The sequence below is a fragment of the Massilia sp. Root133 genome (assembly GCF_001426525.1).
GTDB lineage: Bacteria > Pseudomonadota > Gammaproteobacteria > Burkholderiales > Burkholderiaceae_D > Telluria > Telluria orientalis.
Window position 1 is genome coordinate 146,129 of the sequence record NZ_LMEW01000035.1, and the last position, 25,333, is coordinate 171,461.

Genomic DNA, 25,333 nt, shown 5'->3' on the forward strand with positions numbered 1-25,333 from the left:
GGCACTGGGAGAACGGACATGAACATCGGCGGCATCGACAGCAGCCGGATCGAAGCGATGATGGCGCAGCTGAAGTCGGCGGCACAAAAGCCGGCCGGCCCGGCGTCGCCGGCGGAGGCGCTGGGCGGGCTGGGCGGCATCGGCAAGCTGGGCGCTCCCGATGCGGCCGAATCATCGACCAAGGTCAGCTTCTCGGATGCGCTGAAGGCGTCGCTGCAGAACGTCAGCAATTCCCAGATACAAGCTGACGAGATGGGCAAGAAATTCGCGGCGGGTGACGATTCCGTCAGCCTGTCCGATACGATGATCGCGATGCAGAAAGCGAGCATCAACTTCCAGGCGACGGTGCAGGTGCGCAACAAGCTGGTGTCGGCTTATCACGACATCATGAACATGCAGGTGTGACGATCACTTGACCTCGACGCGTCCCTTCATCACCGGATGCAGCGTGCAGAGATAGTCGAACGACATCTTCGCCGGCACCGCCCAGCGCCAGGTCGTTCCGGGTTGAAGGTCACCCGACTTGACGCCGGCCGCCGTCACGTTGTGGACGAACATGTCGCGGTTCTCCCACACGATCGTATCTCCCTTCTTGACCTGCACGACCTGCGGCGTGAACTTCATGCCGTCGATGACGACGTGGTGTTCCGCCGCGCCGGCCATGAGGGGCAGCGTGCACAACGCGGCAAACAGCGTGGCAAATGCGGTCTTCACTTGAGTTCGGCCTGGATGTGCTTGGCATGCTCCAGGTGCGCCACGAACGCCGGGCGGACCTTGACGAGCAGGGCTTTCAGCTCGGCATTCGACGCGTTCGGGATCAGCGTCTTGTCGAGTGCGCCGAGCACGGTCTCGTGGTACGTCACTTCGTTGTCGACATAGGCCTTGTCGAACGCCTTGCCGGACAGGGCGGCCAGCCGGGTGCGCGTCGCCGCGCCGTCCTTCGTCAGGCTCTTGCTGGTGTCGTTGTCCTCGGGCGTCACGTGCAGTTTCTGCACCAGCGCGACGGCCTGCTGGTTGACGCCGGCGTGGTCGGCCACCATGCGCTGGGCGAAGGCGCGCACGTCCTTGTTCTGCGTTTTCGTCTCGGCCTGCTTGCCGGCGTCGATGTCGACCGCATTGGCGGCGACGACGATGGCGGCGATCTGCGCATCGTTCGGGCCGGCCGCGTGGGCGGTGGCGCTCAGGGCGAGCAGGGCGGACAGCAGCAGCGGGGCGGATTTGTTCATGGCGGACTCCTTGAATGGGTGGTTTAGGTGAAACAATCCATTCGATGCACGCTTTGGCGCGCGCGTTCCCGCTTCGTGTCAGGGGGACGGTTCCGCGTCCAGCCGGCGCCGGACCGCATCGACGATCCGGTCGCAGCGCGCGCCGTCGAACCCGAACGCATCCTCGATCGCGAAGTCGATCTCGCGCGCGAGCGCCTCGCGTAGCATGGCCCGCGCGCGGAAATAGCGGGTGCGCACGGTCGCCGCGGGGATGTCCAGCGTGGCCGCTGTCTCTTCCACGGTCAGCTCTTCCACCGCGCGCAGCACGAACACCGTGCGGAAGGCGGCCGGGAGCTTGTCGATGCCTGTCTCGATCAGGCGCCGCGTCTGGGCGCGCAGCGCGGCCAGTTCGGGCTGCGCCGGCTCGTCCAGCCGGTCGCGGGGCAGGATCGCATCGTCCGAACCGAAATCCGCGCCCAGTTCGATGACGTCGGCGAGCCGCCGGGTCTTGCGCTGGCGCATCAGCGCGGCATTGACGACGATGCGGGTGAGCCAGGTGCCGAGCGCCGAGTCGCCGCGGAACCCGGGCAGGGCGCGATAGGCCTGCAGATAGGCATCCTGGAGTGCATCTTCGGCTTCCGCATCGTCGCGCAGGACGCTGCGCGCGACGCGGTACAGGCGGCGGTTGTAGCGCCGCATCAGATCGGAGAACGCGTCGCGGTCGCCGGCGCGGATACGGCGTAGCAGCGCGTCGTCGTCGAGGGAAGAGGGGTTCGGTGCGGCGGCCTGCATGGGATCTCCTGGTCGTATGCCTGACGTTTGGATGCAGGCCGGCGGACCGGCGTTCCGAAGTTTTAATCAATTTCCCAAAACCGGGCTCTGACCCCGGTTCAGGCCAGGCCTGCAAGGCGGGCGTTGCGTTCGCGTTCCAGCTTGGTGATGTAGCGTTGCACGGCGGCCAGGTTGCCGCGCGAGATGTCGACGAACTGGCAGCCGAGGCGGCGGCTCGTCTTGTTGTTGAGTAGCGTCATGTCGATCGAGTTGCGGACTTGCAGCGAGCAGGTCACCGGGCCGATTTCCGGCAGGTCGATGCGGCAGTTCGGGAAGGTGTCGCCGATGGTCGTGCCGAGCTGCAGCTTGCTGTCGTGGATCGCGACCCCGCCGCAGCTGATGTCGGCCAGCGGGAACACGGCGGTGCCGCCGCCCAGCTCGGCCGGCAGGGGGATCGTCGCCCGCACGGGATTCGTCACCGGCGTCGGCATGCGGTAGAACTCGCGCCGCTGCAGGCGGATCAGGTTCGCGGGAATCGCGGCGGACAGCGCGGTCCCGCCTTCGAATTGCACTTCGCGCAGGTTGTCCAGGCCGAATACGATGCGGATCTTGTCCAGCGACGTGTCGCACCGGACCGTGCCGGCCGCCACGATGCGCGTGTTCTGCTCGGGGCTGACGGAGCAGTCGATGACGACGGTGCCCGCATCCGGATCGACGGCCAGCAGCGACGTGACGCAGACGTCCGCCTCGCCCTTGATCAGCATGCGGATCAGCTGGTTCTTTTCGGCGATCTGGCGCAGCAGGGCCACGATCTCCCTGGGCGACTCGACTTCGTAGTCGTGCCAGGCTTCTAATTCGGCGTCAGTGATTGCTTGCATCTGTGTCAACCGGAGTGCTTTCTTGGGGTGGGAGGAGGCGTGCCGTGTCCGGTGCGGGCGGTGGTGTCTGCCCGGAAACTTGCGCGGATTCAATATGATAGAGCCAGGCCAATAGTTCGGCAATGGCGCGGTAGAGGGCCGGCGGGATCTGGCGGTCGAGATCGACTTTCATCAGCAAGGCCACCAGTTCCTTCGATTCGTGCACGAACACGCCAGCCTCTTGCGCGCGGCCGATGATCTGTTCGGCGACGAGGCCCTTGCCCTTGGCGACGACCTTCGGCGCGGCATCGCCGGCACCGTAGGCCAGTGCCACGGCGCTCTGGCGGCGCGTCGGCTTATCGTTGTCCATCATCGTGGATGGTCAGCGTGGAGAGCGGCGTGCCGGCCGCGTCGAGCGCATCGGCCAGGCGCGCGCGCTGCGCATCCAGCAAGCCTTTGACCGATTCGTCCTCGGCATCGAGGCGGATGTGCAACTGGCCGCCGGACAGCACGACGCGCGCCGCCACCTCGCCCAATGCGCCGAAGCGCAGGCGCAGGCTGCTCTGCCACGTGCCGCCGTGTTCGTCATCGTCGCTGCCATCCTGGCCGCCGGAAGCGTCCCGTTCGACGTCCCACTGCATGTCGCGGCCCGGCCACAACTGGCCCTGCCAGGCGGCGCGGCCCTGTTCGTGTGCATTCAGCTGCAGGTTGATGAACTGGGCCGTGTTCGGATCGGTGGGCGGCGGCATGCCGCGCGCCTGCGGTTCGGCCGCGAGGTCGGCGCGGGGGCGGGCGCCTTCGGCCCATTCGGCCACGTGCGATTCGTAGAACAGGCCGCTCTTGCCGAGGCCGTCCTTCAGCGCCTGCGCGATGGCGCCGGCGTCCGTCGACGGCCCGCCCAGCAGCGGCGTGCGGCCGACCGCGGCGGTGGCTTGTGTGTCCGCTTTCTGCGCGGCCGCGATGACGTCGCCCAGCATCTTGCCGGCCGTGCTGAGCGACGTGTTGGCGCCGTCGGCCGCGCCGCCCGGCAGTTGCGCGAGACCGCGCGTGCCCGCGAGCAAGGCGGCCGTGCGCGTCAGCGCGGCGGCATCCTTGCCTTCGAGGTAAGCGAGCGTAAACGCCTGCGGGCTGGCGCCTTCCGGCAGCGGCGGGCCGGCTTCGGCGAAGGCGGGGGCCCCCTGGCCCGTCTGGACCTGGAACATGGGCCGCGGCGCGACCGTCACGAGGGTCAGCGGCACCTGCGTGCCGACCTGGGCGCCCTGGGGCAGCGGCATGCGCGCCGCCATGTCGTTGATGCGCACGACGAAGCTGCCGTCGGGCAGTTTCGCCAACACGTCGGCCGGCATAGCCTGGCCCACGAGGTTGGCGAGCGCGCGCGCAAAGGCTTGCTGGCGCGGGTCGCCGACGGGTAAGGCGGGACGGGCTGCCGCGACCGGAGTCAGCGAGACGCTATCGCGCGGCAGCATCGTTCAGGTCAGACGCCGTAGGCGCGCGCGACGCGGCGTTCGACGGTCTTGTTCGAGATCATGGCCTGCAGCTTCGCCATCCACGGCTGGGTCAGGTCGCGGATCTTGCGGTCGGAATCGAGCATCTTGCGGATGGCGTTGACCTTGCGCACGCGTTCCTGGCCGGCCAGCGGCGTGTCGCCATTGTCCTTCAGCTGGCGCACGCAGGCGGCGCACTGGTGTTCGAGCTGGAGCAGGCGGTCCCAGTCGGCCGCGGCGGCGGCGGCCAGCATCTGGTCGGTGATGCCGACCATGGCTTCGTACAGCGAGGCGATTTCGGTATTCGTCATCATCGTCGTGGCTCCCATCATGCGCTCGCCAGGGTCGGGGCTTTCGGCATGGCCGTGGGCGCGGCGACCTGCTGCGGCTGCTGGACCTTGTCGCCGATTTCCAACCACGCACCGCGCAGGTCGGCCAGCAGGCCGTGCACTTCGTCGATGATGGTCACGTCGTTCTTCAGGTTCGCGTGCAGGAGGCGGCGGCTCATGTAGTCGTACAGGGCGTCGAGGTTGGCCGCGATCTCGCCGCCGGCGTTCTTGTCGAGCGACGCGCGCAGGCCGTTGTCGATGATCGAGATGGCTTTCGAGATGGCCGAACCCTTGGCGGCGATGTTGCCGGCGGCGATGTTCGTCTTGGCGCCGAGCAGCGCGACGAGGGCGCCGTCGTACAGCATGACGATCAGCTTGTGGGGCGAGGCCGACGTGATGCCGGTCTCGAGGCTCACGTTGTGATAGGCGTTGACGCCGCGTTTCATGTTTCCAAACATGGTGGTTCTCCAAAAATCCAGTTATCGGTTGGCCGCGAGGGCTGCCAACTGCTGCGTCAGATAGCTTTGGGTGCTTTGCATCGACTGCAGCATGGTGTCGAGCGAGGTAAATTGTTTTCGATACATGGCTTCCAACTGGGTCAGGTGATCGCTGAAGGCGTCACGCTGTTTGGCCACTGCCTTGATGCTGGCGTTCAGGCCGTCGGTCTTGCTGTTGAGTACGCTGCCCGAGCCGGTGAAGCTCGCGGCGAGGTTCGTCAGCTGGTAGGCATAGCCTTGCGAAAAGGTCACCGTGCCGCGGTCGCCGGTGGTGCCGGTCTTGACCGTGATCTGGATGCCCGCCGCCGGCGAACCGTCGGCCGCCGTCAGCGACTGGCCGTTACCCGTCGCGGCGACGTTGCCGATGGTGCCTTCGATGTCGGTGCCGACGGCCGGCGTGGCGCTACCGAAGAGGTCGCTGACGGCCGTGCCCGTGACGCTGGAAATCGAGATGTTCGACGTCGAGCCGTATTTGCTGGACGAGATCGACAGGTGGCCGGTGCCGTCCACCGAGGTCTCGACCGCGTCGCCGGCGTTCGCGAACGTGGCGTTGCCGTTGATGGCGGCGCGCAGCATCGACGCGAGCTGATCGTTCGCATATGTGCCGGCCGGGATCGTGATGTTCTGGACTTTCGAATCCGTGGCCGGATCCGTCTGGTTCAGCGTGACGGTCCAGGTGGTGTTCGAGGCGATCGTCGTCGGGCCGGACAGGGGATTGGCACCGGTCAGCGTGCCCTGCGTGGCCATGTGCGTGACGTTCACGGCATACTCGCCCGGCTTGGTGGCCGCCGTCGATTTATCGAACGTGATGTTGCCGTCGCTGGCCGCGCCGACGGCCGCGAACAGGCCGCTGATGTCGCTGAAGTTGCTGGACATGGCCTTGTTCAGCTTGGTCGAGTCGAGCGCCAGGCTGCCGTCCTTCTGGAACGAGACGCCGATCTGGCTGAGGTTCGACAGGCTGCTGTCCAGGCCTTCGACCTTGGTGCCCAGCGCGCGCCGCAACTGGGTCTGGATCGAACGGACGGCCGAATCGCCCTGCAGCACGCCGCCCGTCTTGGTGTCGGCGTTGTAGCTCGAGAGACCGGAAATCGTCTTGTTCAGGTCGTTGTAGGCCTTGACGAAGCCGTTGATGGCATCCGTCACCGCGCTCTTGTTCTGCGACACGGTCAGCGTCGTGCTGCCGGTCGTGGACAGGTCCAGGCTTACGCCCTGGATGATGTCTTCCACCGTCGTGTCGGCACTGCTGACCGCGATGCCATTCATGGTCAGCTTGCTGTCCTGCGCGCCGCTCGTCTGCGTGAGGGCCTGCGTGCCGCTCGGATCATAGGCCAGCAGGCTGGCGAGGCCGGCGTTGACGGGGCCGCCGTCGGCGCCATCCACGGTGATCTTCATGGCCGACTTCTCGCCCGTCTTGTTCGACGTGATCACGAGGTGGTACGGGTTGTCGCTGCCGTCCGAGACGATGGTGGCGGTGACGCCCACGTTGGCCTTGTTGATGGCGTCGCGGATGCCCTGCAGGGTCTGGTCCTTCGTGTCCAGCGTCACGGTGCCGCTGGCCTGGCTGCCATCCTGGGTGAATCCGGCGCCGAGGTAGCTGCCGGCGCTGCCGGCCGTGAGGCCCGCCGCGGCCGGGTTGTTGCCGCCGACGAGGATCTGGCTGCCGTCTTTCGAACTCAGCGTGATGCCGGCCGTACTGGTGGCGTCCGAGCCCGTGTTGGCCGCGCCGGGAGCGAGGCCGATGCCGCCCGTGACGGTGCCGCTGACGGCTTCCGTGACGTTGATGTTGGAACCGTCGGCCGCGAAGAACTGCAGGTCGTGGGTGGCGGCCGAGCCGGTGAACGTGATGTTGGCGGCGGCCAACTGGTTCTTGACATTGTTCGTGCCGAGCGCGGTGTCGAGCGACGCGGCCGTGACGGTGGTACTGCCGTCCGAGCTGGCCAGCTGGACACCGCCCACGGTCAACGCATAGTTGCCGGAAGTGACCGCCACGTCGCCGAAGGTGCCGAACATCGTGGCCGAGGTGGACGTGATGCCGGCCTTGGCCGTGACGCCCGTCGTATCCGTTTCGTCGTTGATGGCCGAGGCGAGGTCGCGCGCGCTGCGCGTCGTGCCGTTCGTGCTGATCGCGGTGCCGTTGATGGTCAGCGAGCCGGTCGCGATGCCGGACGCTGCGCTGGCCAGGCTCAGTGCGGCGCCAGCCATGCCGAACGTGCCGCCACCGATGCTGCCGAACTGGAACGTGAGCGTCGTCTTGGCGCCGTCGCCGATCTGCGCCGTATTGCTGGCCTGGCCGCCCGTCATGAGGCTTTGCGCCTGCGCGAGCTGGCTGACGTTGATCTTGTACTTGCCGGGCACGGCGCCCGCGCCAGGGGTGGCCGTCAGGAGATCCTTGTTGCTGGACGAGCTGGTCAGCGCGCTGAAGGTATTGGCCGAGTTCAGCGTCGTCAGCGCGCCCTGGAAAACGCCGACCGCCGCACTGACCTTGCCGTACGCCTGCAGCTTGGTCTGGTAGTCAGTCGTTTTCTTGTCGTAATTGTCGAGCGGCGCCGATTCGGCCGACATCAGCTTGCTGACGAGACCGTTGACGTCGAGGCCGGAGCCGATACCAGGTGAGCTGATTCCCACTTGTTTCTCCTGTGAAAGCGATAATGTAAGTCATTATCGACAGAAGCAAACGGTACTTGAGAGTGGGAAATGTGCGTTATTTCCGTGCCAGAACAATTTGGTAGGAAAAATGCAATAGAAAAAGGGAATAGGGCAGGAAGCGCGGGCCGCGGGCCCACGCTTCACGGTGAAGCGGACATTGAGCGCTCAGGCCGTCTGGTTGATGAGGAGGCCCTGCTGCATCTTGTCGATCGACTTGGCGATCTGCAGCGCTTCCTTGGAAGGGATCTGACGGACGACCTCCTTCGTGCTCTGGTCGATAACCTTGACCACGATGTCCTTGCTGTCCTCGTCGATCGAGAATTGCAGGCTTTGCGACGAACCCAGCATGGCGTCGTTCATCTTCCTGACAGCGGCCGACACATCCTCGCGCGACGGCCTGGCGCCGTCGGCAAGCTTGCTCTTGCCGGCCGACTCCGTCTCACCCGTCGGCGTCGCCGGCTGGGCCGGGCGATCCTCCACTCGGGGAGAAACAGGTGAACCCACTGGTTGTATGTTCATGATGAATTCCCTAGCAAAAATTCCCCGGCTGAATTACTCCAGCCGAGGAATCACTTTACACCGCTATTGGTGGCTTATTGCGACTGATTAGCCACGCAGCAGCGACAGGACACCGTTCGGCAGCGAGTTTGCCTGGGCCAGCATCGAGGTGCCGGCCTGCTGCAGGATCTGGCCGCGGGTCATGTTCGCGGTTTCCGAAGCGAAGTCGGTGTCGACGATACGGCTGCGCGATGCCGACAGGTTCTCGGTCGACGACTGCAGGTTCGAAATCGCCGAGCTGAAGCGCGACTGCAGTGCGCCGAGCTGGGCGCGCTGGTCGTTGACCTTGGCCAGGGCTGCATCGGCGATCTTGATTGCCTGCTGGGCGTTGGCGAAGCTGCCGACGTCGATATCCGACACTTTTTTCAGAGTCGACGAGGTTGCCAGAGCAAAGCCGCTGGTGTCGGTGGCCGAGAAGCTTTCGCTCGAGTCAAGCGTGATCGTGCCCTTGGCGATGCTCGGCGTGCCGACGGTCGCCGACACCGCGGCGAACGTACCCGCGGCGCCCGCGCCGTCGTAGGCGGCGATCTTGCCGTCCGCAGCCGTGTCCAGTTCGGTCAGCTTGATATCGTTGCCGCTGGCGTTGGTCAGCTTCAGACCTTTGGCGTCCGCATCGTACGATGCCGTCACACCCGTCTTTGCACTCTGCGCGTTGAACGCGCTGATTGCCGCCGCGTAGTCGTCCGCCGTGCCGGTGCCGGAGCCGATCTTGAATGCCACGCTGATGTCGGTCGAATTGTCGGACCCCAGCGCCAGCGTGTAGGCGACGCCAGCCGTGCCCTGGAACCCCACGCTGGTGGTTGCAGTCGCGGTCACGCCGGAATCGGCGGACTTGTTGTTGATGGCGGCAGCCGCATCCTTGGCGGTGCTGTTCGCGGAGATGTCGACCTTTGCCGTGCCCTGGCTGCCGTTGATGACCATTGCGGCTGTACCGCCGACGATCGCGCCGGTATCGATCTGGCCGTCGGTGGTCGTCGTGTTATTGCCATAGACGGACGTGCTGAAATTCGAACCGGTCATCGAGATCAGCTGGTTGGCGTTGGCGCCGACCTGGAAGTTGGCGGTGCCCATCGAGCCGTCCAGCAGCTTGGTGCCGTTGAATTCGGTGGTGCTGGCGATGCGGTTCAGTTCCGAGGTGAGCTGCGACACTTCGGTCTGCAGGGCTTTACGGTCGCTGGCCGAGTTCGAGGAGTTCGAGGATTGCACGGCCAGTTCGCGGATACGCTGCAGCATGTCGCCCGAGCTCGACAGGGCGCCTTCGGCCGTCTGGGCCATCGACACGCCGTCGTTCGCGTTGCGGGTTGCCTGGTTCATGCCACGGATCTGCGAATTCATACGGTCCGAAATTGCCAGACCGGCGGCGTCGTCTTTTGCGCTGTTGATGCGCAGGCCCGACGACAGGCGCTGGATCGAGGTGTTGAGCGAAGATTGCGAGGTGGACAGGTTACGCTGAGCGTTCAGGGATGCAACGTTGGTATTGATAACGGACGACATGGTGTCTCTCCAGACTTGGTCTTGCAGGGCGTGGCGACGTGCCACTCAGAATCACTTTGGTCTGCCACGCTGTTCTGTGACATTCAAACCGCTGTTGATGCAGGTAACGGTGCTCTACGGAAAAAGTTTAGAGGGCGAGAGCGAAAAAAATCGAAATTTTTGTGTCGCCGCCGGGAGCGGGCCTGCCTTGGCGGCGACGAATTCGGGAACTTTAGGGCGAAAAAAATTTATTTTTCCGTGGCCGGGCTTGTCAGTCAGCCACCACCACGCGGTTCTTGCCGCTTTGCTTGGCTCGATACATCGCCTTGTCCGCCCGTGCCATCAGGCTGGCCTGCTCCTCGTTCGGATGGCGCAAGGCCACCCCGCACGAGAACGTGATCAGCATCTTCTCGTTTCCATGCAGGAAGAAATGCTTCGTCAGCTCGCGCTGCACGCGCACCATCGCTGCCGATGCCGCTTCGACATTCGTTTCTGGCAACAGGATGAGGAATTCCTCGCCGCCGAAGCGGGCGATCACGTCCATCGAGCGCAAGGTGTCCCGCACGACCTTCACGAGGTGGCGCAGGGCGTTGTCGCCCGCGAGGTGGCCGTAGGTGTCGTTGAGCTTCTTGAAATTGTCCAGGTCGAGCAGGGCCACGCACAGCGGTGTGCCGCGGCGGTCGGCGCGCGCGCTTTCGCGCTCGAACACGTCGTCCAGGCCGCGCCGGTTGAGGCTGCCCGTCAACTGGTCCTCGCGCACCAGTTCGCTCATGTGCTGCAGCTTCGCTTCCAGATCCTTGATGCGCGCCTCCGCTTCCTGCACCTCCTGGTGCGCGGCCAGCATGCGGTCGCGCGAGGCCATCGCCTCGGCCTGCACGATCTTCGTTTCGCGCAGCACTTCTTCCAGCACCACGTTGAGTTCCTCGATATTGCCGGCACCGCGGATGCGCTCGGAAAAGCCGCCGATCTTTTCGTGGAAATCGCCCGTCGACGCCGCCACGGAACCGAGGCGGTCGATGAACGTCATCATCATGTTCTTGACGGTCGCCTTGACGTCCGCGATGCCGTGTTTCAGCTGGCCCTGCTTGAAGATGACGTCCTTCAGGCTGCGCGTGGCGTCTTCCAGCGCGCGATGGTCGAGCGGACCGGCGATCAGGTCCTGCACGGCGGCGATCTGGCCGCGCATCCAGCTGTCGTCGTCCAGCAGTTCGGATACGTTTTCCAGCAGCAGTTTAAAGAGGCGCAGCAGCAGTTCCTGCTGTTCGGCCGTGTCGCCGCTCTTGAGTTCGATCTGGTAGCACAGGTCCTTCAGGCGCCCCGCGATTTCCTGCAGCGCTTCCTCGCTGTGCGCGACCTTGACGGCGGCGCCCAGCGATTCCGCTTCGCCCGACAGGTTCGGGGTGCCCGCCAGCAGCGACGCGACGGCGAACGTCAGCGTGCGGCTGAGCAGGTCGCGCAGCAGCTTCGCTTCGCCGTTCTCCACGCCCAGCGACATCGCGGGGTGCGTGTGGCGGCGCAGGTGTTTCTCGGCCAGCTGAGACAGCGTGCGTGCGTAGCCGTCCCAGTCGCGCTGCTTGACGGCGCGGTTGAAGCGGGCGCCGAACTCGGCCAGTTCGCCGGGCGTGTCGGCCAGCTTGTGCGCGAAGCCGGACAGCACGTTTTCCGCGCCCGGGTCTGCGGGAGGGGCTGGAGGCGGCAGGACGTCGACGCCGGCGATCTCGTTATAGATCTCGCGATAGGCGTCCGGCGTCGGCGCGATGCGCCGCGTGGCGAGCCGGCGGAACGCTTCGCGTGCGATTTCCGCAGGGTTCAGGCCGGGAACCCCCGGCGGGCGTGGTGGACTGGACATTTTGGACGTTGCAATATGGAATTCTTATTGTCGCCATGGTAAGCCGCTGCCAAAAAATCAAATCGCAGATCAGACGCGGAATTACCACTCTTTCTCACCGACTGTATTGACAAAGCACAATTCAGTCAATGAGCTGGTTGCGGATGGCGTAGTGGGTCAGTTCGGCACTGGTCTTGAGTTTCATCTTTGCCAGCAGGCGCGAGCGGTACTCGCTGACCGTCTTCACCGACAGCGAGAGTTCGCGCGCGATCTCGCTGACGGTCTTGCCGGAGGCGATCATGGTGAGGGTCTGGTATTCGCGGTCGGACAGCGCTTCGTGCACGGGCGCTTCGTGGTTCTCGCCCAGCTGGGCCGCCAGCACCTGGGCCAGCAGGGCGCTGACGTAGCGCTGGCCGCCCGCCACCTGGCGGATCGCGTTGACGAGTTCCTTCGGCGCGCTCTGCTTGGTCAGATACCCGGCCGCGCCCGCCTTCAGCGAGCGGATCGCGTACTGGTCTTCGCGGTGCATGGACAGCATCAGCACGGCCAGGTCCGGCTGTTCGCTCTTGATCTGCTTGAGCACTTCGATGCCGTTGCGGTCGGGCAGGGAGATGTCGAGCAGCACCACGTTGCAGCGCGATTTGCGGAACAGCTTGACGGCGTCGAGGCCGGTCTCGGCTTCGCCCGCGACAACGATGTCACGCTGTTCGGCGAGGATTTGTTTCAGGCCTTCGCGCACGATGGCGTGGTCGTCTGCAATAAAAACGCGGATGCTGGCTTTTTCTGTCATGCTCGGGTGGTTTCGCTGCGTCCGGCCGCGGGGGCGGCCAGCCTGATCTTGACGACGACCATCGTGCCGCCTCCAGGGGCCTGCGACAGGGTGAGCGTGCCGCCCAGCGCCCGGGCGCGCTCGCTCATGCCGCGCAGGCCGAACGACTGGGGCTTGAGACGGTCGGCAGGCGTGATGCCGCGGCCATTATCGCAGATGCCGAGCGTCAGGTGCTGGCGCTGGCGGCGCAGGCTGACCGTCACGCGCGTGGCGCCCGCGTGTTTCGCGATATTCGTCAGCGCTTCCTGGAAGATGCGGAACAGCGCGGCCGCCTGGTCTGGATCGAGGTCGATTTCCTTGTCGGCGCTGCGGAACACGCAGGCGATGCCCATCTGCTTTTCGAATTCGCGCGCCTGCCATTCGAGCGCGGCGACGAGGCCCAGGTCGAGCGTGCTGGGACGCAGGTCCAGCGAGATGCGGTGCACGGCCTCGATCGTGCGGTCGACGAGGTCGTCCAGGTAATCCGCCTTGTCGCGCAGGGCCGGATCGTCCGGCAGGCGCGCGGCGAGCATGGACAGCGCCATCTTGATCGCCGTGAGATTGCCGCCCAGGTCGTCGTGGATCTCACGCGCGATGCGGGCCCGTTCCTGTTCCTTGACCTGCTGGATGTGGTCCGTCAGCTCGGCCAGCCGCGCGCGCGACCGCCGGGTTTCTTCCTGCTCCAGCTTGCTCGCGGTGACGTTCGTCATGATGCCGTCCCACTGGACACCGCCTCCAATCAGCGGCAGCGGCGTCGCGCGCAGGCTGATCCATTTGACGTCGTTCCACGCCTCCACGCAGATGCGGCCTTCCCAGTTCCACGCGGCCAGCGCCGTCTTCGACGCCTCCATCGCGTCCTGGTAACCCTTGCGGTCCTCCGGCAGGATCAGGCGCAGGAAGCGCTCGGGATCCTGTTGCAGTTCCGACACCGACAGGCCCAGCAGCGCCGTGCACCCCTCGCTCAAATACGGGTAGGCCATCGTGCCGTCCGCATGCAGCACGAACTGGTAGACGAGCCCGGGCGTGTGGTTGACGACGGCATTGAAGCGCGCCTGGTATTGCTCGAGCACCATGCCGGCCGCCAGTTCCAGCGACAGGTCGTCGCCGATCGCGAGGATCAGCGACCGGCCGTCGCGCACGATGCGCAGGAAGCACAGCCTGATCGGATACGTGGTCCCGTCGGCGCGGCGATGGCGTGTGCGCAGGCTGACCTGGTCGCCGATCTCCTGGCCCAGCGAGCCGATGAGGGCAACGAGTTCGGCGCGGTCGAGCTGGGGCGCCAGGTCGAGCGGCGTCATGCCGCACAAGGCCTTGAGCTCATGGCCGAGGTTGCGGCGCGCGGCCTGGTTGACGTCGACGAGGCGCAGCGTGTCGGCGTCGAACAGATAGATTTCCGTGGTGGACGCCTGCATTGCGGGCGCGAGGATGGGGGCATGGGTCAAGGTATCCGGGCTCATGGTCATGTCATCGGTCTGTCGGTTGGCGCCGGCGCGCGCGCCATTGGACCACGAACCGGCGCAGCACCCGCACGAGGCGGCTGGCATGGCGGCCGCTCGCGTCGGCCGGCCTTGCGCGCAGCCGGCGCAGCAGGCGCCGGTAGCCGAGCCGCAGGCCGCGCGCCGCCCGGCTGGCCAGGTGGCAGGCGTGGCTCGTGCGCCAGTAGTCGAGGCAACGGGTCTTGGCGCCCATGAACCAGTCGTGGCAACGTGCGAACCAGCCGACCGCCAGCAAGGTCGGCAAGGTCAGCACATAGATCCGCGCCACGACGGCCGCGCCGCCCACCTTCGCCACCACGATGGTCGCGATGCCGGACAACGCGTGGCCATGGGCGATGGCGAGCAGGGCCAGCAGCTTGACCGGAAACAGCACCAGGCCGGGCAGCACGAAGGCGCATAGCGCGGCATACGGCGGCAGGGTGCGCACGCGGGCTTCCAGCGCCGCCAGCGCGGGCCAGCGCGCGAGCGCCCGCGCGAGGCGCATGCCGAGATCCCAGCACCATTCCTCGACGAGCAACACCACGGCCGCCAGGTACACCAGCGGCGCGAACATCCGGCTGCGTGGAAGGGCTCGTGTCATGGCCTCATGATACGGGAAAACGCGAACGGCACAGGGGCGCGCGCGTGTTGTCGAAGGCGCTACAATAGACGCATGAACAAGGCATTTGTAAAAGAGTCCGATAACGACGACGATGACGAAGCGCTGGCGCTCGCCCAGGCGATACCCGCCGGGTCCAAGAACTACATCACCCCGGCCGGCCACAAGGCCATCAAGGACGAGCTGCTGCAGCTGATCGACGTCGACCGTCCGGAAGTCGTGCGCGTCGTGCACTGGGCCGCGTCCAATGGCGACCGCTCGGAAAACGGCGACTACATCTACGGCAAGCGCCGCCTGCGCGAAATCGACCGGCGCATCCGCTTCCTCACCAAGCGCCTGGATTCCGCCTTCGTCGTGGATCCGTCCGTCCACTACGGCAACGACCAGGTGTTCTTCGGCGCCACCGTCACCTACGTCAACAAGGCGGGCGAGGAGCATGCGGTCACCATCGTCGGCATCGACGAACTGGACCCGCTGAAAGGCAAGATCAGCTGGGTCTCGCCAGTGGCGCGCGCGCTGACGAAGGCGCGCGAAGGCGACGTCGTCACATTGCATACGCCGCAAGGCAATGACGAACTGGAAATCCTGAGCGTCGAGTATCCGGAGCCCGTCGCGGACTGATCCGGCTGGTGGCGCGGGGCGCGCGGCGCGACGGTGCCGTGGCTGATAAGATGGCGGTTTCTGCTTCCCGCATCCCATGAACCGTTCCACCGACGTTGCGTCCGAAGCCGATCCGCTGAGCGCCCTGCGCGCGGCCACCGCCACCCGCCACGCGGCGCTCGACGCCGGCCTGCCGATTGGGGCGCCCGACGCCTCCCTGCACGACTACACCGCCCACCTGGCCCTGCTGCGGACCTGGCTCGCGCCCCTGCACGCCTGGCTGGCCGGATTCGCGGATGGCCCGCCATTCGAACACGCAACACGGCTGGCCCGGATCGACGCCGATCTCGCCGAGGCGGGGCATGCGTTGTCGACCACGCCCGCCGGCACCGGCACGGATGCCGCCGCCGCCTGGCCGGCAACGGCCAGCCTCGCCTACCGCTGGGGCGTGCACTACGTCATCGAAGGCTCGCAACTGGGCGGTGCCGTGTTGTACGAACGCCTGCGCGAACGCCTGGCGCCGCACGGGCTGCGCTACCTGAAGGGCGACGACGCCGGCCCCGGCCCCCGCTGGCGCGTCTTCATGCAGGCATTGCGTGCCAGCGTGCGCACGCCGGCCGAGATCGCGGACGCCTGCGCCGGCGCGTGCGCGGCCTTCGACCGGATACTCGGACTGCGCGGCGATCCGCGTACCGGTCTTGCGCATCCGGCATGGCCGCCTGCAACTCCGGCGGAACCGCCGCCGGCACGCGCCGGCACCGCCTGAGCGGACTGGACGCTCATTCGATGGCTTCGGCCAGCCGCAGCATCCACGCCTTGCCGTGATCCTTGCCGCCGTCGGCGAGCACGTCCTGTGCCACGCTCAGCGTGAAGACCTTGGCGTCCGTGAACCAGCGCAGCTCGGAAACGACCTGGCCCGTCGGCGCGCGCCGGATCGCGAACTGGGCCGGACAGCGGGTAGTGCCGTGCCGCACGGAGGCATTCATCAGCTCGCGCACGCCGAGGACGCCGCCGCCTTCGGCCACGTAGGCCCACTCGTGCAGCATGACGAGCACACCGTCGGGACGCCGGTACACGCGCTTCACGCTGCTCCACGGGCCGTCCTGGCCCGGTCCCTCGGGCACCACGCCCGCCAGCGTGTAGCCGGCGAGATCGCTGGCCGCGACATCCGCAGGCGGCACTGTCGCATGCGCAATGAAGCGATCCAGCGCGCCCTCCGGCGGCAACGCGCGCCCGTCGGCGCTTTCCAGGTCATGCGCTTCCTCGGACGTCATGTCGCCGTAAAGTACGCCGTCGCCCGCGCGCAGGCGCCTCATTTCGTCGTCGACCGCGCGCCGTAATGGCGGCGGCAGCGATGCCAGATCGACCAATTTGGCCTTTCCGGGTTCAATTTGCGGTACGGGATCGGCCGCGTCCACTTTTTTATGGATATCCGCGCCGGCGTGAACGGTCAATAAAAAATAGCCGATCAGAAAAACCACCAGGTATCGGATCAATAACGCACTGTGTTCAGCGATCGGTGGCCGTATGCTCATTTCCGTTTCCAATAATAATTTTTCAAATCGAAACGTCTTTTTTACGCCTTTGTACGATGGTTCGGTCGAGTGAATATGCGGGATCGCCTCCTGTTCCGGTTTGTGCCACGCCAATAGTGTGTATTTGGTTTCCGCGGTTAAACAATTCCCAGGAATTAATATGTCGATAGAAAATAAATGCATAGAATCCGGAAAGTTGAGGTTGCATAAAAATCCTCATATTTAAATAACGCATCATTATTTCGACCGGAAAAGAAAAAGAGGAAATGATGAGGCAACTTTACGAATATCACCCTGTCGTCGGCTATCGCTACATTCCCCGTCTGCGGGTGCGGATCCCGCATGAAGGCGGCGGATATCTCATCCAGGTCAACGAACAGGGATTCCGTGCCGACCGGCCGTTCGCGCGGGCACGTACGCCCGGGCACCGGCGGGTCCTCGTGTTCGGCGATTCGTTCACGGCGGGCGATGCCGTGCCCAACCGCCAGCGCTATACCGAGCTGCTGGAAGCGCGGCTGCCCGACGCCGGCACGCCGCCCGTCGAGGTCTACAACTTCGGCCTGTCGTCGACGGGGACCGACCAGCAATACCTCATCTGGCGCGAATTCGCCCGCGACATCGAGCACGACCTCGTCGTGATCGCCGTCTTCGTCGAAAACATCCGGCGCGTCGCCGCACAATTCCGCCCGCACCACGACGAGCACGGCGTCGAGCGCCTGTATGCCAAGCCGTATTTCCGGATCGAGAACGGCACGTTGCAGCTGTGCCAGGTGCCGCCGCGGCGCGAACCGTACGAGGAACACGAGCTGGACGCCGCGCAGGCCGCCGCCGTGGACCACGGAGGACGCTTCCTCGTGCTGCGCAAGATGGTCACGAAGCTGGGCATGCGCGACATGGTCCAGCACCTCACGCAATACCAGCCGCTGCCGCACTACGACTCGCCCGCCAGCCCGGCCTGGCGCCTGATGCGCGCGATCCTGACGCAGTGGATCCGGGCGCTCGACCGGCCCGTGCTCCTGATGCCGCTGCCGTTGCCGCAGCATCTCGACGAGACGTGCGATGCCGCGCCTTACCAGGCCCGCTTCGCGGAACTGGCCGCCGACCTCGGCTGCCGCCTGCACGACCCGCTGCCCGACCTGCTGCGCATCGCGCCCGCCACGCGGCGCCGGCTGCGCTGGGACAAGGACATCCATTTCACGCCGGCCGGCCACGACGCGCTCGCGCGTTCGCTCCAGCCCGTCATCGCGGACATGCTGGGCGCAGGCCTGGCCCGCGCCAGCTGAGGAGGCGACATGGGCAAGACCGTCCTGGGCATCGCCGGCTATTACCATGACGCGGCGGCGGCGCTGGTGCACGACGGCGAGATCGTCGCGGCCGCGCAGGAAGAGCGTTTCACGCGCCGCAAGCACGACCCGTCGTTTCCCGTCAACGCCATCAATTACTGTCTCGAAGAAGGCTTCGTCGATGCGGCCGACCTCGATGCGATCGTCTTCTACGACAATCCGCTGCTGACGTTCGACCGCGTCGTGCAGAACGCCTGCGCCGGCGCCCGGCACGGCGATGCCGCGGGCGCGCGCGACCTGTTCGTCCAGGCCGCGGGCGCGGTATTGGGCGACAAGATCTGGGTGAACGAGCACGTGCGCCAGACGCTCGGCACGCTCGGGCGCGCCGGCCGCGTGCTGTTCGCCGAGCACCACATGGCACACGCCGCCAGTGCCTTCTATCCGTCGCCGTTCGACAGCGCCGCCGTGCTCACGATCGACGGCGTCGGCGAATGGGCCACGACCACCCTCGGCATGGGCCACGGCCGCAAACTGGAACTGTTCGCCGAGATCGACTACCCGCATTCGCTGGGACTGCTGTACAGCGCGTTCACGAGCTTCTGCGGCTTCAAGGTCAATTCCGGCGAGTACAAGCTGATGGGGCTGGCACCTTACGGCCGGCCGCGCTACGCCGGCCGGATCCGCGAACACCTGATCGACGTCCGGACCGACGGCTCGTACCGGCTCGATATGGCTTGCTTCGGCTGGCTGGACGGCATGGCGATGCCCGGTCCTCGCTTCGCCGACCTGTTCGACGGCCCGGCGCGCCAGCCCGAGTCGCCGATCACGCGGCGCGAGATGGACCTCGCCGCCAGCATCCAGCAGGTGACCGAGGAGATCGTGCTCAGGACGGCGCGCCATCTGCGCCGCCTGGGCGGGGAGCGCAACCTCGTGCTGGCGGGCGGCGTCGCGCTGAACTGCGTCGCCAACGGCAAGCTGGCCGCGGCCGGCATCTTCGACGACATCTGGATCCAGCCGGCCGCGGGCGATGCGGGCGGCGCGCTCGGCGCGGCCCTGCTGGCGCACCACATGGCGTTCGAGGCCCCGCGCCGGCGCACGGACCGAGCGGGCGACGCCCAGCGCGGCAGCTACCTCGGGCCCCGCTATTCGAGCGAGGAAATCCTCGCCTTCCTCGACCGCAAGGGCTATCCGTACCGGCGCATCGAGAACCGTGCGGAGCGCCTGGCCCTCGTCGCGGAGGCGCTGGCGGCAGGCAGGATCGTCGGCTGGCTGTCGGGGCGGATGGAATTCGGGCCGCGCGCGCTGGGTGCCCGCTCGATCCTCGGCGACCCGCGCAACCCGCGCACGCAGGCGACGATGAACCTGAAAATCAAGTTCCGCGAATCGTTCCGCCCGTTCGCCCCGGCCGTGCTGCGCGAGCGCTGCGCCGAGTACTTCGACTTCGACGGCGACAGTCCGTACATGCTGATGGTGGCGCCGGTGAACGCGACGCGCCGCCGGCCGATGGAGATGCAGGCATTCGAGGCGGGCGACGACGACATGATGGCGGTCATCAACCAGCCGCGCAGCGACGTCCCGGCCGTCACGCACGTCGATTACTCGGCCCGCATCCAGACCGTCGACGAGGACAGTCATCCGGAATTCCGTGCGCTGATCGAAGCGTTCGAACGGCTGACGGGCTGTCCGCTGCTCGTGAACACGTCGTTCAACGTGCGCGGCGAGCCGATCGTCTGCAGTCCGCAGGATGCCTACCGCTGCTTCATGCGCACGGAGATGGACATGCTGGTGCTGGAAGACGTCGTGCTGTGGCGCCGCGAGCAGCCGCCGTTGCCGGACGACGAAGACTGGAGGAAGACCTATGAGCTCGATTGATGACAAAGCACTGCGAGCGGGGTTGCGTACCCTTGCGGCCCCGCTGTTCGATGCCTTGACCGCCCACTGCGCGCCCGGCCAGGCACCGTTCCCGCTGGGCCCGAATCCGCGCCTCGCCAGCTATTACACGCAGCGCACGCACACGACGATGGACCTCGACGATTTCCTCGCGCCGTCATGCCTGGACGCCGATGGATTCGGTGCGCGCCTCGCGGCGCACTGGCGCGCGCACGGGCACCCCGAGCTCGCCGCGCACGCGCCGCAGGTGGCCGAGGCCGCGCGGGCCCTGCACGCGCTGTACGTGGCGGCGCGGCCGCAGGCGGAGCTGTCGCCCTATGTCTACCAGATGTTCTGAGTAGCGGCGCATGGGCAACCTCGATGTGGATATGGCGGCCGTGGCGCTGGCACAAGCGCTGCCGCCAGGCTTTATCGCCGTGCCGGCCACCACGCTGCCCGGCGGCGTCGAGGTCCCGGCTTTCGCCGTGGCGCGCTGGCTGGCGGCGTGCGGACCGGATGGACAGGTGGTGCTGAGCGAGGCGCTGCCGCCTTGGGTGCGGATCGGCTACCACGCGGCGCGCCTGGCCTGTGCGCTCGCCGGCTTCGAATTGCTGACGGAACGGCAGGCGCTGGCCATCGCCCACGATATCGCCGGCCAGGCCGTCAACTGGACGGGCGGCGCCGTCGGCGACGGCCGGCTGTTCCAGGGATTGCACCTGGGCCGCCGCCACGGCCCCCAGGCGGCTTGCATGGCATCGCCCGATCCGCTCGAGCGGCGCTGGTTCGTGCTGTCGAACGGGGAGCGCATCATTGATGCGGCCGGCAACGCGTTCAGCTGGGTGTTCGACGACGTGCAGGGCAACGCGGAAGGCATCGTCGCGCGCACGTTCCTGGCAGGCTCGCCCACCCTGGCGACCGCGCCCGGCGCGCCGATGCAGCAGGGGATGGGCTGGTGGCCGCGGGCGGGCCGCAGCTGGTGGGGCAGGGCGCTGGCGCGCGGCGGCAGCTGGTCGTCGCAGGAAGGCGCGGGGATCTTTACCGTCGTCGACGAGCGGCCGCAGGCGGAGCGGGCGTACGTCGGGTTCCGGTGTACGCTGCCCCTGTAGTTACGCCCGCTCGCGCTCCACGCGGTTGACGCCGGCCACGCGGCGCAGGTTGCGGATCAGGTGCGCCAGGTGCACGCGATCCTTGACCTGGATCGTGAAGCGCAGCTGGGTCAGCATGTGTTCGTCGTCCTCGTCCATGCCGACATACGTGATGTTGGCGTCGGACTCGCCGATCTCGGCGGCGACGCGGGCCAGGATGCCCTTTTCGTTGTTGATCAGCAGGCGGATGCGGCAGTCGAAACGGCGGTTCAGTTCGCTGCCCCACTGGACCGGGATCCAGCGGTCCGGTTCCTTCAGGCGCAGGCGGTTCGCCTGCGAGCAGTCGGCCGTGTGCACGACGAGGCCCTGGTCGCGGCGCAGCTGGCCGATGATGTGGTCGCCCGGGATCGGCTGGCAGCACGGTGCCAGCTGCACGGCCACGCCTTCGCTGCCGTAGATCGTCACCGGATCCAGCTCGGCGCCATGGCTCGGTTGCGCGGGGACGGACGCGACGTCGCCGCCCAGCAGGCTCACGATGTGGCGCGCCACGAGTGCGGGCATGCGCTTGCCGATGCCGATGTCGGCGTAGACCTCGTCCATCGACTTGGCCGACGACTCCGCCAGCAGGCGTTCGATCATCGAAGGCAGAAGTTCGGTCTTGATGCCCAGCTGGCCCAGCGCCTGGCCCAGCAGTTCCTGGCCCAGTTCGACGGATTCGTTCAGGTTGATGGTGCGCAGGTGATGGCGGATCGCCGAACGCGCCTTGCCCGTGCGGACAAAGCTCAGCCACGTCGGGCTCGGGCGCGAGTCGGGATCGGTCTCGATCTCGACGATGTCGCCGTTGTGCAGTTCCGTGCGCAGCGATGCGGGTTCGTGGTTGATCTTCACGCCCACGGTGTGGTCGCCGATGCCGGTGTGGATGCTGTAGGCGAAGTCCAGCGGCGTCGCGCCGCGCGGCAAGGCGATAATCTTCGACTTCGGCGTGAACACGTAGACCGAGTCCGGGAACAGGTCGACCTTCACGTGCTCGAGGAATTCGGCGGAGTCGCCGGTCTGCTGCTGGATGTCGAGCAGCGACTGCAGCCACGCGTGCGTGCGCTGCTGCAGGTCCGTCATGTTCTGGTCGCCCGTCTTGTACAGCCAGTGCGCGGCCACGCCGGATTCCGCCGTGCGGTGCATTTCCTGGGTGCGGATCTGGAATTCGACCGGGGTGCCGTACGGGCCGATCAGGGTGGTGTGCAGCGACTGGTAGCCGTTGATCTTGCGGATCGCGATGTAGTCCTTGAACTTGCCGGGCATGGGCTTGTACAGCGCATGCAGGGAGCCGAGCGCCACGTAGCAGTTCGGGACCGTGTCGACGACGACGCGGAAGCCGTACACGTCCAGCACCTGCGAGAACGACAGGTGCTTGTTGCGCATCTTTTTATAGATGCCGAACAGGGTCTTTTCGCGGCCGTAGACTTCGGCCGGCAAGCCGGCGGCGGACAGCTGGTTCTTGACGGCGTCGAGGATCTTCTTGACCACTTCGCGGCGGTTGCCGCGCGCGGCCTTGATCGCCTTCGACAGCGTGCGGTAGCGCAGCGGGTACAGGTGCGAGAACGAAAGATCCTGCAGTTCGCGGTAGATGTCGTTCAGGCCGAGACGGTGCGCGATCGGGACGTAGACTTCCATCGTCTCGCCCGCGATGCGGCGTTTCTTGGCCGGCGCCATCACGCCCAGCGTCCGCATGTTGTGCAGGCGGTCGGCGAGCTTGATCAGGATGACGCGTACGTCCGACGCCATCGCCAGCAACATCTTGCGGAAGTTTTCGGCCTGCGCTTCGACGACGCTCTGGAACTCGATCTTTTCCAGCTTCGACAGGCCGTCGACGAGGTCGGCGACCTGCGGGCCGAAGCGCTCCAGCAGTTCCTCTTTCTTGACGTCCTGGTCCTCGATCACGTCGTGCAGCAGCGCGGCCATGATCGCCTGGGCGTCCAGCTTCCAGTCGGCGCAGATCTCGGCCACGGCGATCGGGTGCGAGATGTACGGCTCGCCCGACTTGCGGACCTGGCCGAGGTGCATCTCGTCCGAGAAGCGGTAGGCTTCCTTGACGCGCTTGAGTTCGACGGGGGTGAGGTATTCGGCGAGCTTGCCGGCGAGGTGCGTGATCGACGCGACGCCGGGAGCGGGCGCCGGTTCGGCTTCCTGCGGTTTGTTGGCGGGCCGGCCGGGCCGGCTCGCCTTGTTGTTGGTGCCCGAGTGGAGGGAGTCCGGTGACGATAAGCTCATACGTTATGACAATCAGCCGCAGTATGGAAACAGCATAACAGAATCACGGACTGACTCATGGACCACATAGGCTCAGGCACCGCCCGACTTACATCGGGACTTTTTTCAGCATTTCCAGACCAACCTTGCCGGCGGCGATTTCGCGCAGCGCGACGACGGTCGGCTTGTCCTTGGCTTCGACTTTCGGGGTGTGGCCTTGCAGCAGCTGGCGTGCGCGATAAGTCGCGGCCAGGGTCAGCTGGAAACGGTTCGGGACGTTTTTCAGGCAATCTTCAATGGTGATGCGGGCCATGTGGTGCTCCTAATGATCAGGTAACGATTCGGGCAGGTTCAAAGCGACTTCGATGCGGCAGGCAATATGCGAATGTTCTGTCTAGTCAGTCGGGGTCAGAGCCCAAGCGCGAAAACCGGGCTCTGACCCCGAAAATCACGAAAACCGGGCTCTGACCCCGAAAATCAAGAAGAATGGATTCCCAACTGGGCAAAGAGCGAGGCGTTGCGGGCTGCCTGTTGGGCGAAGCGCGAACGTGTCGCTTTGACAATCGCCTGCAGCTCGGACAGGGCGACGTTGAACTCTTCGTTGATGATAGCATACTCGAACTCGGGAGCGTGAGCGATCTCGCCCCCCGCAGCCAGCAGGCGGCGCGTGATGATGTGCGGCTCGTCCGTCCCGCGCTTGTGCAGGCGCTCTTCCAGCGCCGCGATCGACGGCGGCAGGATGAAGATGCCGGCCGCGTCCGGAAACTGCTTCTTCACCTGGCGCGCGCCCTGCCAGTCGATTTCCAGCAGGATGTCGATGCCCGTCTTCATTTCCTGTTCCACCGTCAGGCGGCTCGTGCCGTAGTAATTGCCATGCACCTCGGCCCATTCCAGGAATTCGCCGCGGTCGGCGCGGGCGACGAAATCCTCGGCGGTGGTGAAGTGGTATTCGCGGCCGTCCTCTTCCCCCGGACGCGGCGGGCGCGTCGTCGTCGAGATCGACAGCTTGATGCCCGGTTCCTGAGCCAGCAGCGCATTGACCAGGGTCGACTTGCCGGCGCCGGACGGGGCGGCGACGACGAACAGGCTGCCGGAGAAAGCGTTGGTGAGCATGGTGGGTTCCTTTGTTACGTGTTAATTCGATGGTAATGCATAGAACGCGTGGCCGGGTTCCCCCGGGCACGCGTTCGAAGACCTATAGTCAGTCGGGGTCAGAGCCCACCCGTGAAAACCGGGCTCTGACCCTCGATTATTCGAGATTCTGAACCTGTTCCCGCATCTGCTCAATGAGCAGCTTGAGCTCCATCGACGCATCGGCCAGCTCCTTGACGGAAGCCTTGGCGCCCAGCGTATTCGCTTCGCGGTTCAGTTCCTGCATCATGAAGTCGAGGCGCTTGCCGACCTGGCCGCCCTTCTTGAGGATGTGGCGGGTCTCGTTCAGGTGGGCCGTCAGGCGCGACAGTTCTTCCGAGACGTCGATGCGGATGCCGTACAACGTGACTTCCTGGCGAATCCGTTCGAAGACTTCCTGGCGCGTGAGCACTTGCGGGTTGCCGTGGCCGGCCAGGCCCAGCGCGTCCTGCATGCGCTCGATCGCTTTTTGCTGGAACTGGGCGATGACCTGCGGGATCAACGGGGTGATGCGTTTGACGATGGCTTCCATCGCCTCGATGCGCGCGACCAGCATCGCTTCCAGCGCCGCGCCTTCGCGCTTGCGGCTGTCGACGAAGGCGGCGATCGTCTTCGCGGCGAGGGCGGCGACGTCGGCCTGCAGCGATTCCTGGCCGATCTGCGCTTCCTCGATCACGCCCGGCCAGCGCAGCAGTTCCGCCACCGTCATCAGCGGGGCGGACACGAAGTGGCGCGTGACCTCGGTCTGCAGCCGCGCGAGGTCGGCCAGCAGCGTCTGGTTCAGGACCTGGGAGCCGGTCGTGGCCTTGCGGCCGAACGACAGCCGCACCTCGACCTTGCCGCGCGTGATGGCCGCCATGATGGCGGAGCGCAGGTCCGGCTCCAGCGCGCGCAGCTCGTCGTTGATGCGGAACTGGAGGTCGAGAAAGCGCGAGTTGACGCTCTTGATCTCGATCGTCAGGGTGCCGGCAGCGCCTTCGCTTGTGGCGACCGCATAACCTGTCATGCTAGAAATGCTCAATGGAGTCCCCGA

27 protein-coding genes are annotated in these 25,333 nt (G+C 66.1%); 7 read left to right on the top strand and 20 right to left on the bottom strand.

The features are described 5' to 3' along the window. Positions 1 to 18 precede the first annotated feature (18 nt). The gene (fliE, locus tag ASD28_RS27440; protein WP_056136292.1) at positions 19 to 405 is read left to right on the top strand and encodes a flagellar hook-basal body complex protein FliE; all 387 of its coding nucleotides are present in this window, start codon (positions 19 to 21) and stop codon (positions 403 to 405) included. Between the two features lie 3 nt (positions 406 to 408). On the opposite strand, the gene ASD28_RS27445 is transcribed toward fliE, so the two are convergent. The 15 genes from ASD28_RS27445 to ASD28_RS27515 all read right to left on the bottom strand — a co-directional run bounded on the left by ASD28_RS27445 (position 409) and on the right by ASD28_RS27515 (position 14,532). Next, on the bottom strand, positions 409 to 714 hold the full coding sequence (locus tag ASD28_RS27445; protein WP_056136294.1) for a plastocyanin/azurin family copper-binding protein: 306 nt from the start codon (positions 712 to 714) through the stop codon (positions 409 to 411). Next, positions 711 to 1,226 carry a DUF4142 domain-containing protein gene (locus tag ASD28_RS27450; protein ID WP_056136297.1) on the bottom strand — a complete coding sequence of 172 codons (516 nt, stop codon included), beginning with the start codon at positions 1,224 to 1,226 and terminating at the stop codon, positions 711 to 713. The genes ASD28_RS27445 and ASD28_RS27450 overlap by 4 nt, the downstream gene beginning before the upstream one ends. Before the next feature lie 78 nt (positions 1,227 to 1,304). Continuing rightward, positions 1,305 to 1,997: an RNA polymerase sigma factor gene (locus ASD28_RS27455; protein WP_056136298.1), complete on the bottom strand. Its 693-nt coding sequence runs from the start codon at positions 1,995 to 1,997 to the stop codon at positions 1,305 to 1,307. A 98-nt stretch (positions 1,998 to 2,095) separates the two neighbouring features. After that, on the bottom strand, positions 2,096 to 2,854 hold the full coding sequence (locus tag ASD28_RS27460) for a flagellar brake protein (protein WP_056136300.1): 759 nt from the start codon (positions 2,852 to 2,854) through the stop codon (positions 2,096 to 2,098). Then, the gene (locus ASD28_RS27465; RefSeq protein ID WP_056136302.1) at positions 2,838 to 3,203 is read right to left on the bottom strand and encodes an EscU/YscU/HrcU family type III secretion system export apparatus switch protein; all 366 of its coding nucleotides are present in this window, start codon (positions 3,201 to 3,203) and stop codon (positions 2,838 to 2,840) included. The genes ASD28_RS27460 and ASD28_RS27465 overlap by 17 nt, the downstream gene beginning before the upstream one ends. Then, a complete protein-coding gene (locus ASD28_RS27470; RefSeq protein ID WP_056136304.1) occupies positions 3,190 to 4,299 on the bottom strand; it encodes a flagellar hook-length control protein FliK in 1,110 nt (369 codons plus the stop codon). The genes ASD28_RS27465 and ASD28_RS27470 overlap by 14 nt, the downstream gene beginning before the upstream one ends. Before the next feature lie 8 nt (positions 4,300 to 4,307). Further along, positions 4,308 to 4,649, bottom strand: a complete 342-nt coding sequence (locus ASD28_RS27475; protein WP_229412049.1) for a flagellar protein FliT — start codon at positions 4,647 to 4,649, stop codon at positions 4,308 to 4,310. Continuing rightward, positions 4,646 to 5,104: a flagellar export chaperone FliS gene (fliS, locus tag ASD28_RS27480; protein ID WP_056136306.1), complete on the bottom strand. Its 459-nt coding sequence runs from the start codon at positions 5,102 to 5,104 to the stop codon at positions 4,646 to 4,648. The genes ASD28_RS27475 and fliS overlap by 4 nt, the downstream gene beginning before the upstream one ends. A gap of 21 nt (positions 5,105 to 5,125) precedes the next feature. Beyond that, positions 5,126 to 7,768, bottom strand: a complete 2,643-nt coding sequence (gene fliD, locus ASD28_RS27485; RefSeq protein WP_056136308.1) for a flagellar filament capping protein FliD — start codon at positions 7,766 to 7,768, stop codon at positions 5,126 to 5,128. A 186-nt stretch (positions 7,769 to 7,954) separates the two neighbouring features. Next, positions 7,955 to 8,308: a flagellar protein FlaG gene (locus tag ASD28_RS27490; protein ID WP_056136310.1), complete on the bottom strand. Its 354-nt coding sequence runs from the start codon at positions 8,306 to 8,308 to the stop codon at positions 7,955 to 7,957. An 87-nt stretch (positions 8,309 to 8,395) separates the two neighbouring features. Then, positions 8,396 to 9,841 carry a flagellin gene (locus tag ASD28_RS27495; RefSeq protein WP_056136312.1) on the bottom strand — a complete coding sequence of 482 codons (1,446 nt, stop codon included), beginning with the start codon at positions 9,839 to 9,841 and terminating at the stop codon, positions 8,396 to 8,398. A gap of 250 nt (positions 9,842 to 10,091) precedes the next feature. Further along, the gene (locus tag ASD28_RS27500; RefSeq protein WP_056136314.1) at positions 10,092 to 11,669 is read right to left on the bottom strand and encodes a GGDEF domain-containing protein; all 1,578 of its coding nucleotides are present in this window, start codon (positions 11,667 to 11,669) and stop codon (positions 10,092 to 10,094) included. A gap of 121 nt (positions 11,670 to 11,790) precedes the next feature. Continuing rightward, positions 11,791 to 12,438 carry a response regulator transcription factor gene (locus ASD28_RS27505; RefSeq protein WP_056136317.1) on the bottom strand — a complete coding sequence of 216 codons (648 nt, stop codon included), beginning with the start codon at positions 12,436 to 12,438 and terminating at the stop codon, positions 11,791 to 11,793. Continuing rightward, a complete protein-coding gene (locus ASD28_RS27510) occupies positions 12,435 to 13,913 on the bottom strand; it encodes a histidine kinase (protein ID WP_229412051.1) in 1,479 nt (492 codons plus the stop codon). The genes ASD28_RS27505 and ASD28_RS27510 overlap by 4 nt, the downstream gene beginning before the upstream one ends. 7 nt (positions 13,914 to 13,920) lie before the next feature. Continuing rightward, complete coding sequence (locus ASD28_RS27515) at positions 13,921 to 14,532, bottom strand: hypothetical protein (RefSeq protein ID WP_056136319.1); 612 nt, start codon at positions 14,530 to 14,532, stop codon at positions 13,921 to 13,923. 72 nt (positions 14,533 to 14,604) lie between these two features. Between ASD28_RS27515 and greB the strand changes: the two genes are divergently transcribed. Then, complete coding sequence (gene greB, locus ASD28_RS27520) at positions 14,605 to 15,171, top strand: transcription elongation factor GreB (RefSeq protein WP_056136321.1); 567 nt, start codon at positions 14,605 to 14,607, stop codon at positions 15,169 to 15,171. 76 nt (positions 15,172 to 15,247) lie between these two features. Next, positions 15,248 to 15,916: a biliverdin-producing heme oxygenase gene (locus tag ASD28_RS27525; protein ID WP_229412429.1), complete on the top strand. Its 669-nt coding sequence runs from the start codon at positions 15,248 to 15,250 to the stop codon at positions 15,914 to 15,916. A gap of 13 nt (positions 15,917 to 15,929) precedes the next feature. Here ASD28_RS27525 and ASD28_RS27530 read toward each other — a convergent pair whose 3' ends face one another. After that, complete coding sequence (locus ASD28_RS27530; protein WP_156403714.1) at positions 15,930 to 16,799, bottom strand: hypothetical protein; 870 nt, start codon at positions 16,797 to 16,799, stop codon at positions 15,930 to 15,932. Positions 16,800 to 16,951: 152 nt separating this feature from the next. Here ASD28_RS27530 and ASD28_RS27535 point away from each other — a divergent pair, with 152 nt between their 5' ends. The 4 genes from ASD28_RS27535 to ASD28_RS27550 are packed head-to-tail and all read left to right on the top strand — an operon-like array spanning position 16,952 to position 20,943. After that, a complete protein-coding gene (locus tag ASD28_RS27535; protein ID WP_056136325.1) occupies positions 16,952 to 17,968 on the top strand; it encodes a GDSL-type esterase/lipase family protein in 1,017 nt (338 codons plus the stop codon). A gap of 9 nt (positions 17,969 to 17,977) precedes the next feature. After that, positions 17,978 to 19,840 carry a carbamoyltransferase gene (locus tag ASD28_RS27540; protein ID WP_056136326.1) on the top strand — a complete coding sequence of 621 codons (1,863 nt, stop codon included), beginning with the start codon at positions 17,978 to 17,980 and terminating at the stop codon, positions 19,838 to 19,840. Beyond that, the gene (locus ASD28_RS27545) at positions 19,827 to 20,195 is read left to right on the top strand and encodes a hypothetical protein (RefSeq protein ID WP_156650951.1); all 369 of its coding nucleotides are present in this window, start codon (positions 19,827 to 19,829) and stop codon (positions 20,193 to 20,195) included. Before ASD28_RS27540 ends, ASD28_RS27545 begins: the two co-directional genes overlap by 14 nt. Before the next feature lie 10 nt (positions 20,196 to 20,205). After that, on the top strand, positions 20,206 to 20,943 hold the full coding sequence (locus ASD28_RS27550) for a hypothetical protein (protein ID WP_056136330.1): 738 nt from the start codon (positions 20,206 to 20,208) through the stop codon (positions 20,941 to 20,943). On the opposite strand, the gene ASD28_RS27555 is transcribed toward ASD28_RS27550, so the two are convergent. The 4 genes from ASD28_RS27555 to ASD28_RS27570 all read right to left on the bottom strand — a co-directional run bounded on the left by ASD28_RS27555 (position 20,944) and on the right by ASD28_RS27570 (position 25,306). Next, the gene (locus tag ASD28_RS27555) at positions 20,944 to 23,190 is read right to left on the bottom strand and encodes a bifunctional (p)ppGpp synthetase/guanosine-3',5'-bis(diphosphate) 3'-pyrophosphohydrolase (protein ID WP_056136332.1); all 2,247 of its coding nucleotides are present in this window, start codon (positions 23,188 to 23,190) and stop codon (positions 20,944 to 20,946) included. Positions 23,191 to 23,278: 88 nt separating this feature from the next. Further along, complete coding sequence (gene rpoZ / locus ASD28_RS27560; RefSeq protein ID WP_005665923.1) at positions 23,279 to 23,482, bottom strand: DNA-directed RNA polymerase subunit omega; 204 nt, start codon at positions 23,480 to 23,482, stop codon at positions 23,279 to 23,281. A gap of 164 nt (positions 23,483 to 23,646) precedes the next feature. Beyond that, positions 23,647 to 24,282, bottom strand: a complete 636-nt coding sequence (gmk, locus tag ASD28_RS27565; protein WP_056136334.1) for a guanylate kinase — start codon at positions 24,280 to 24,282, stop codon at positions 23,647 to 23,649. Positions 24,283 to 24,418: 136 nt separating this feature from the next. Then, positions 24,419 to 25,306 carry a YicC/YloC family endoribonuclease gene (locus tag ASD28_RS27570; RefSeq protein WP_056136335.1) on the bottom strand — a complete coding sequence of 296 codons (888 nt, stop codon included), beginning with the start codon at positions 25,304 to 25,306 and terminating at the stop codon, positions 24,419 to 24,421. Positions 25,307 to 25,333: the final 27 nt, after the last annotated feature.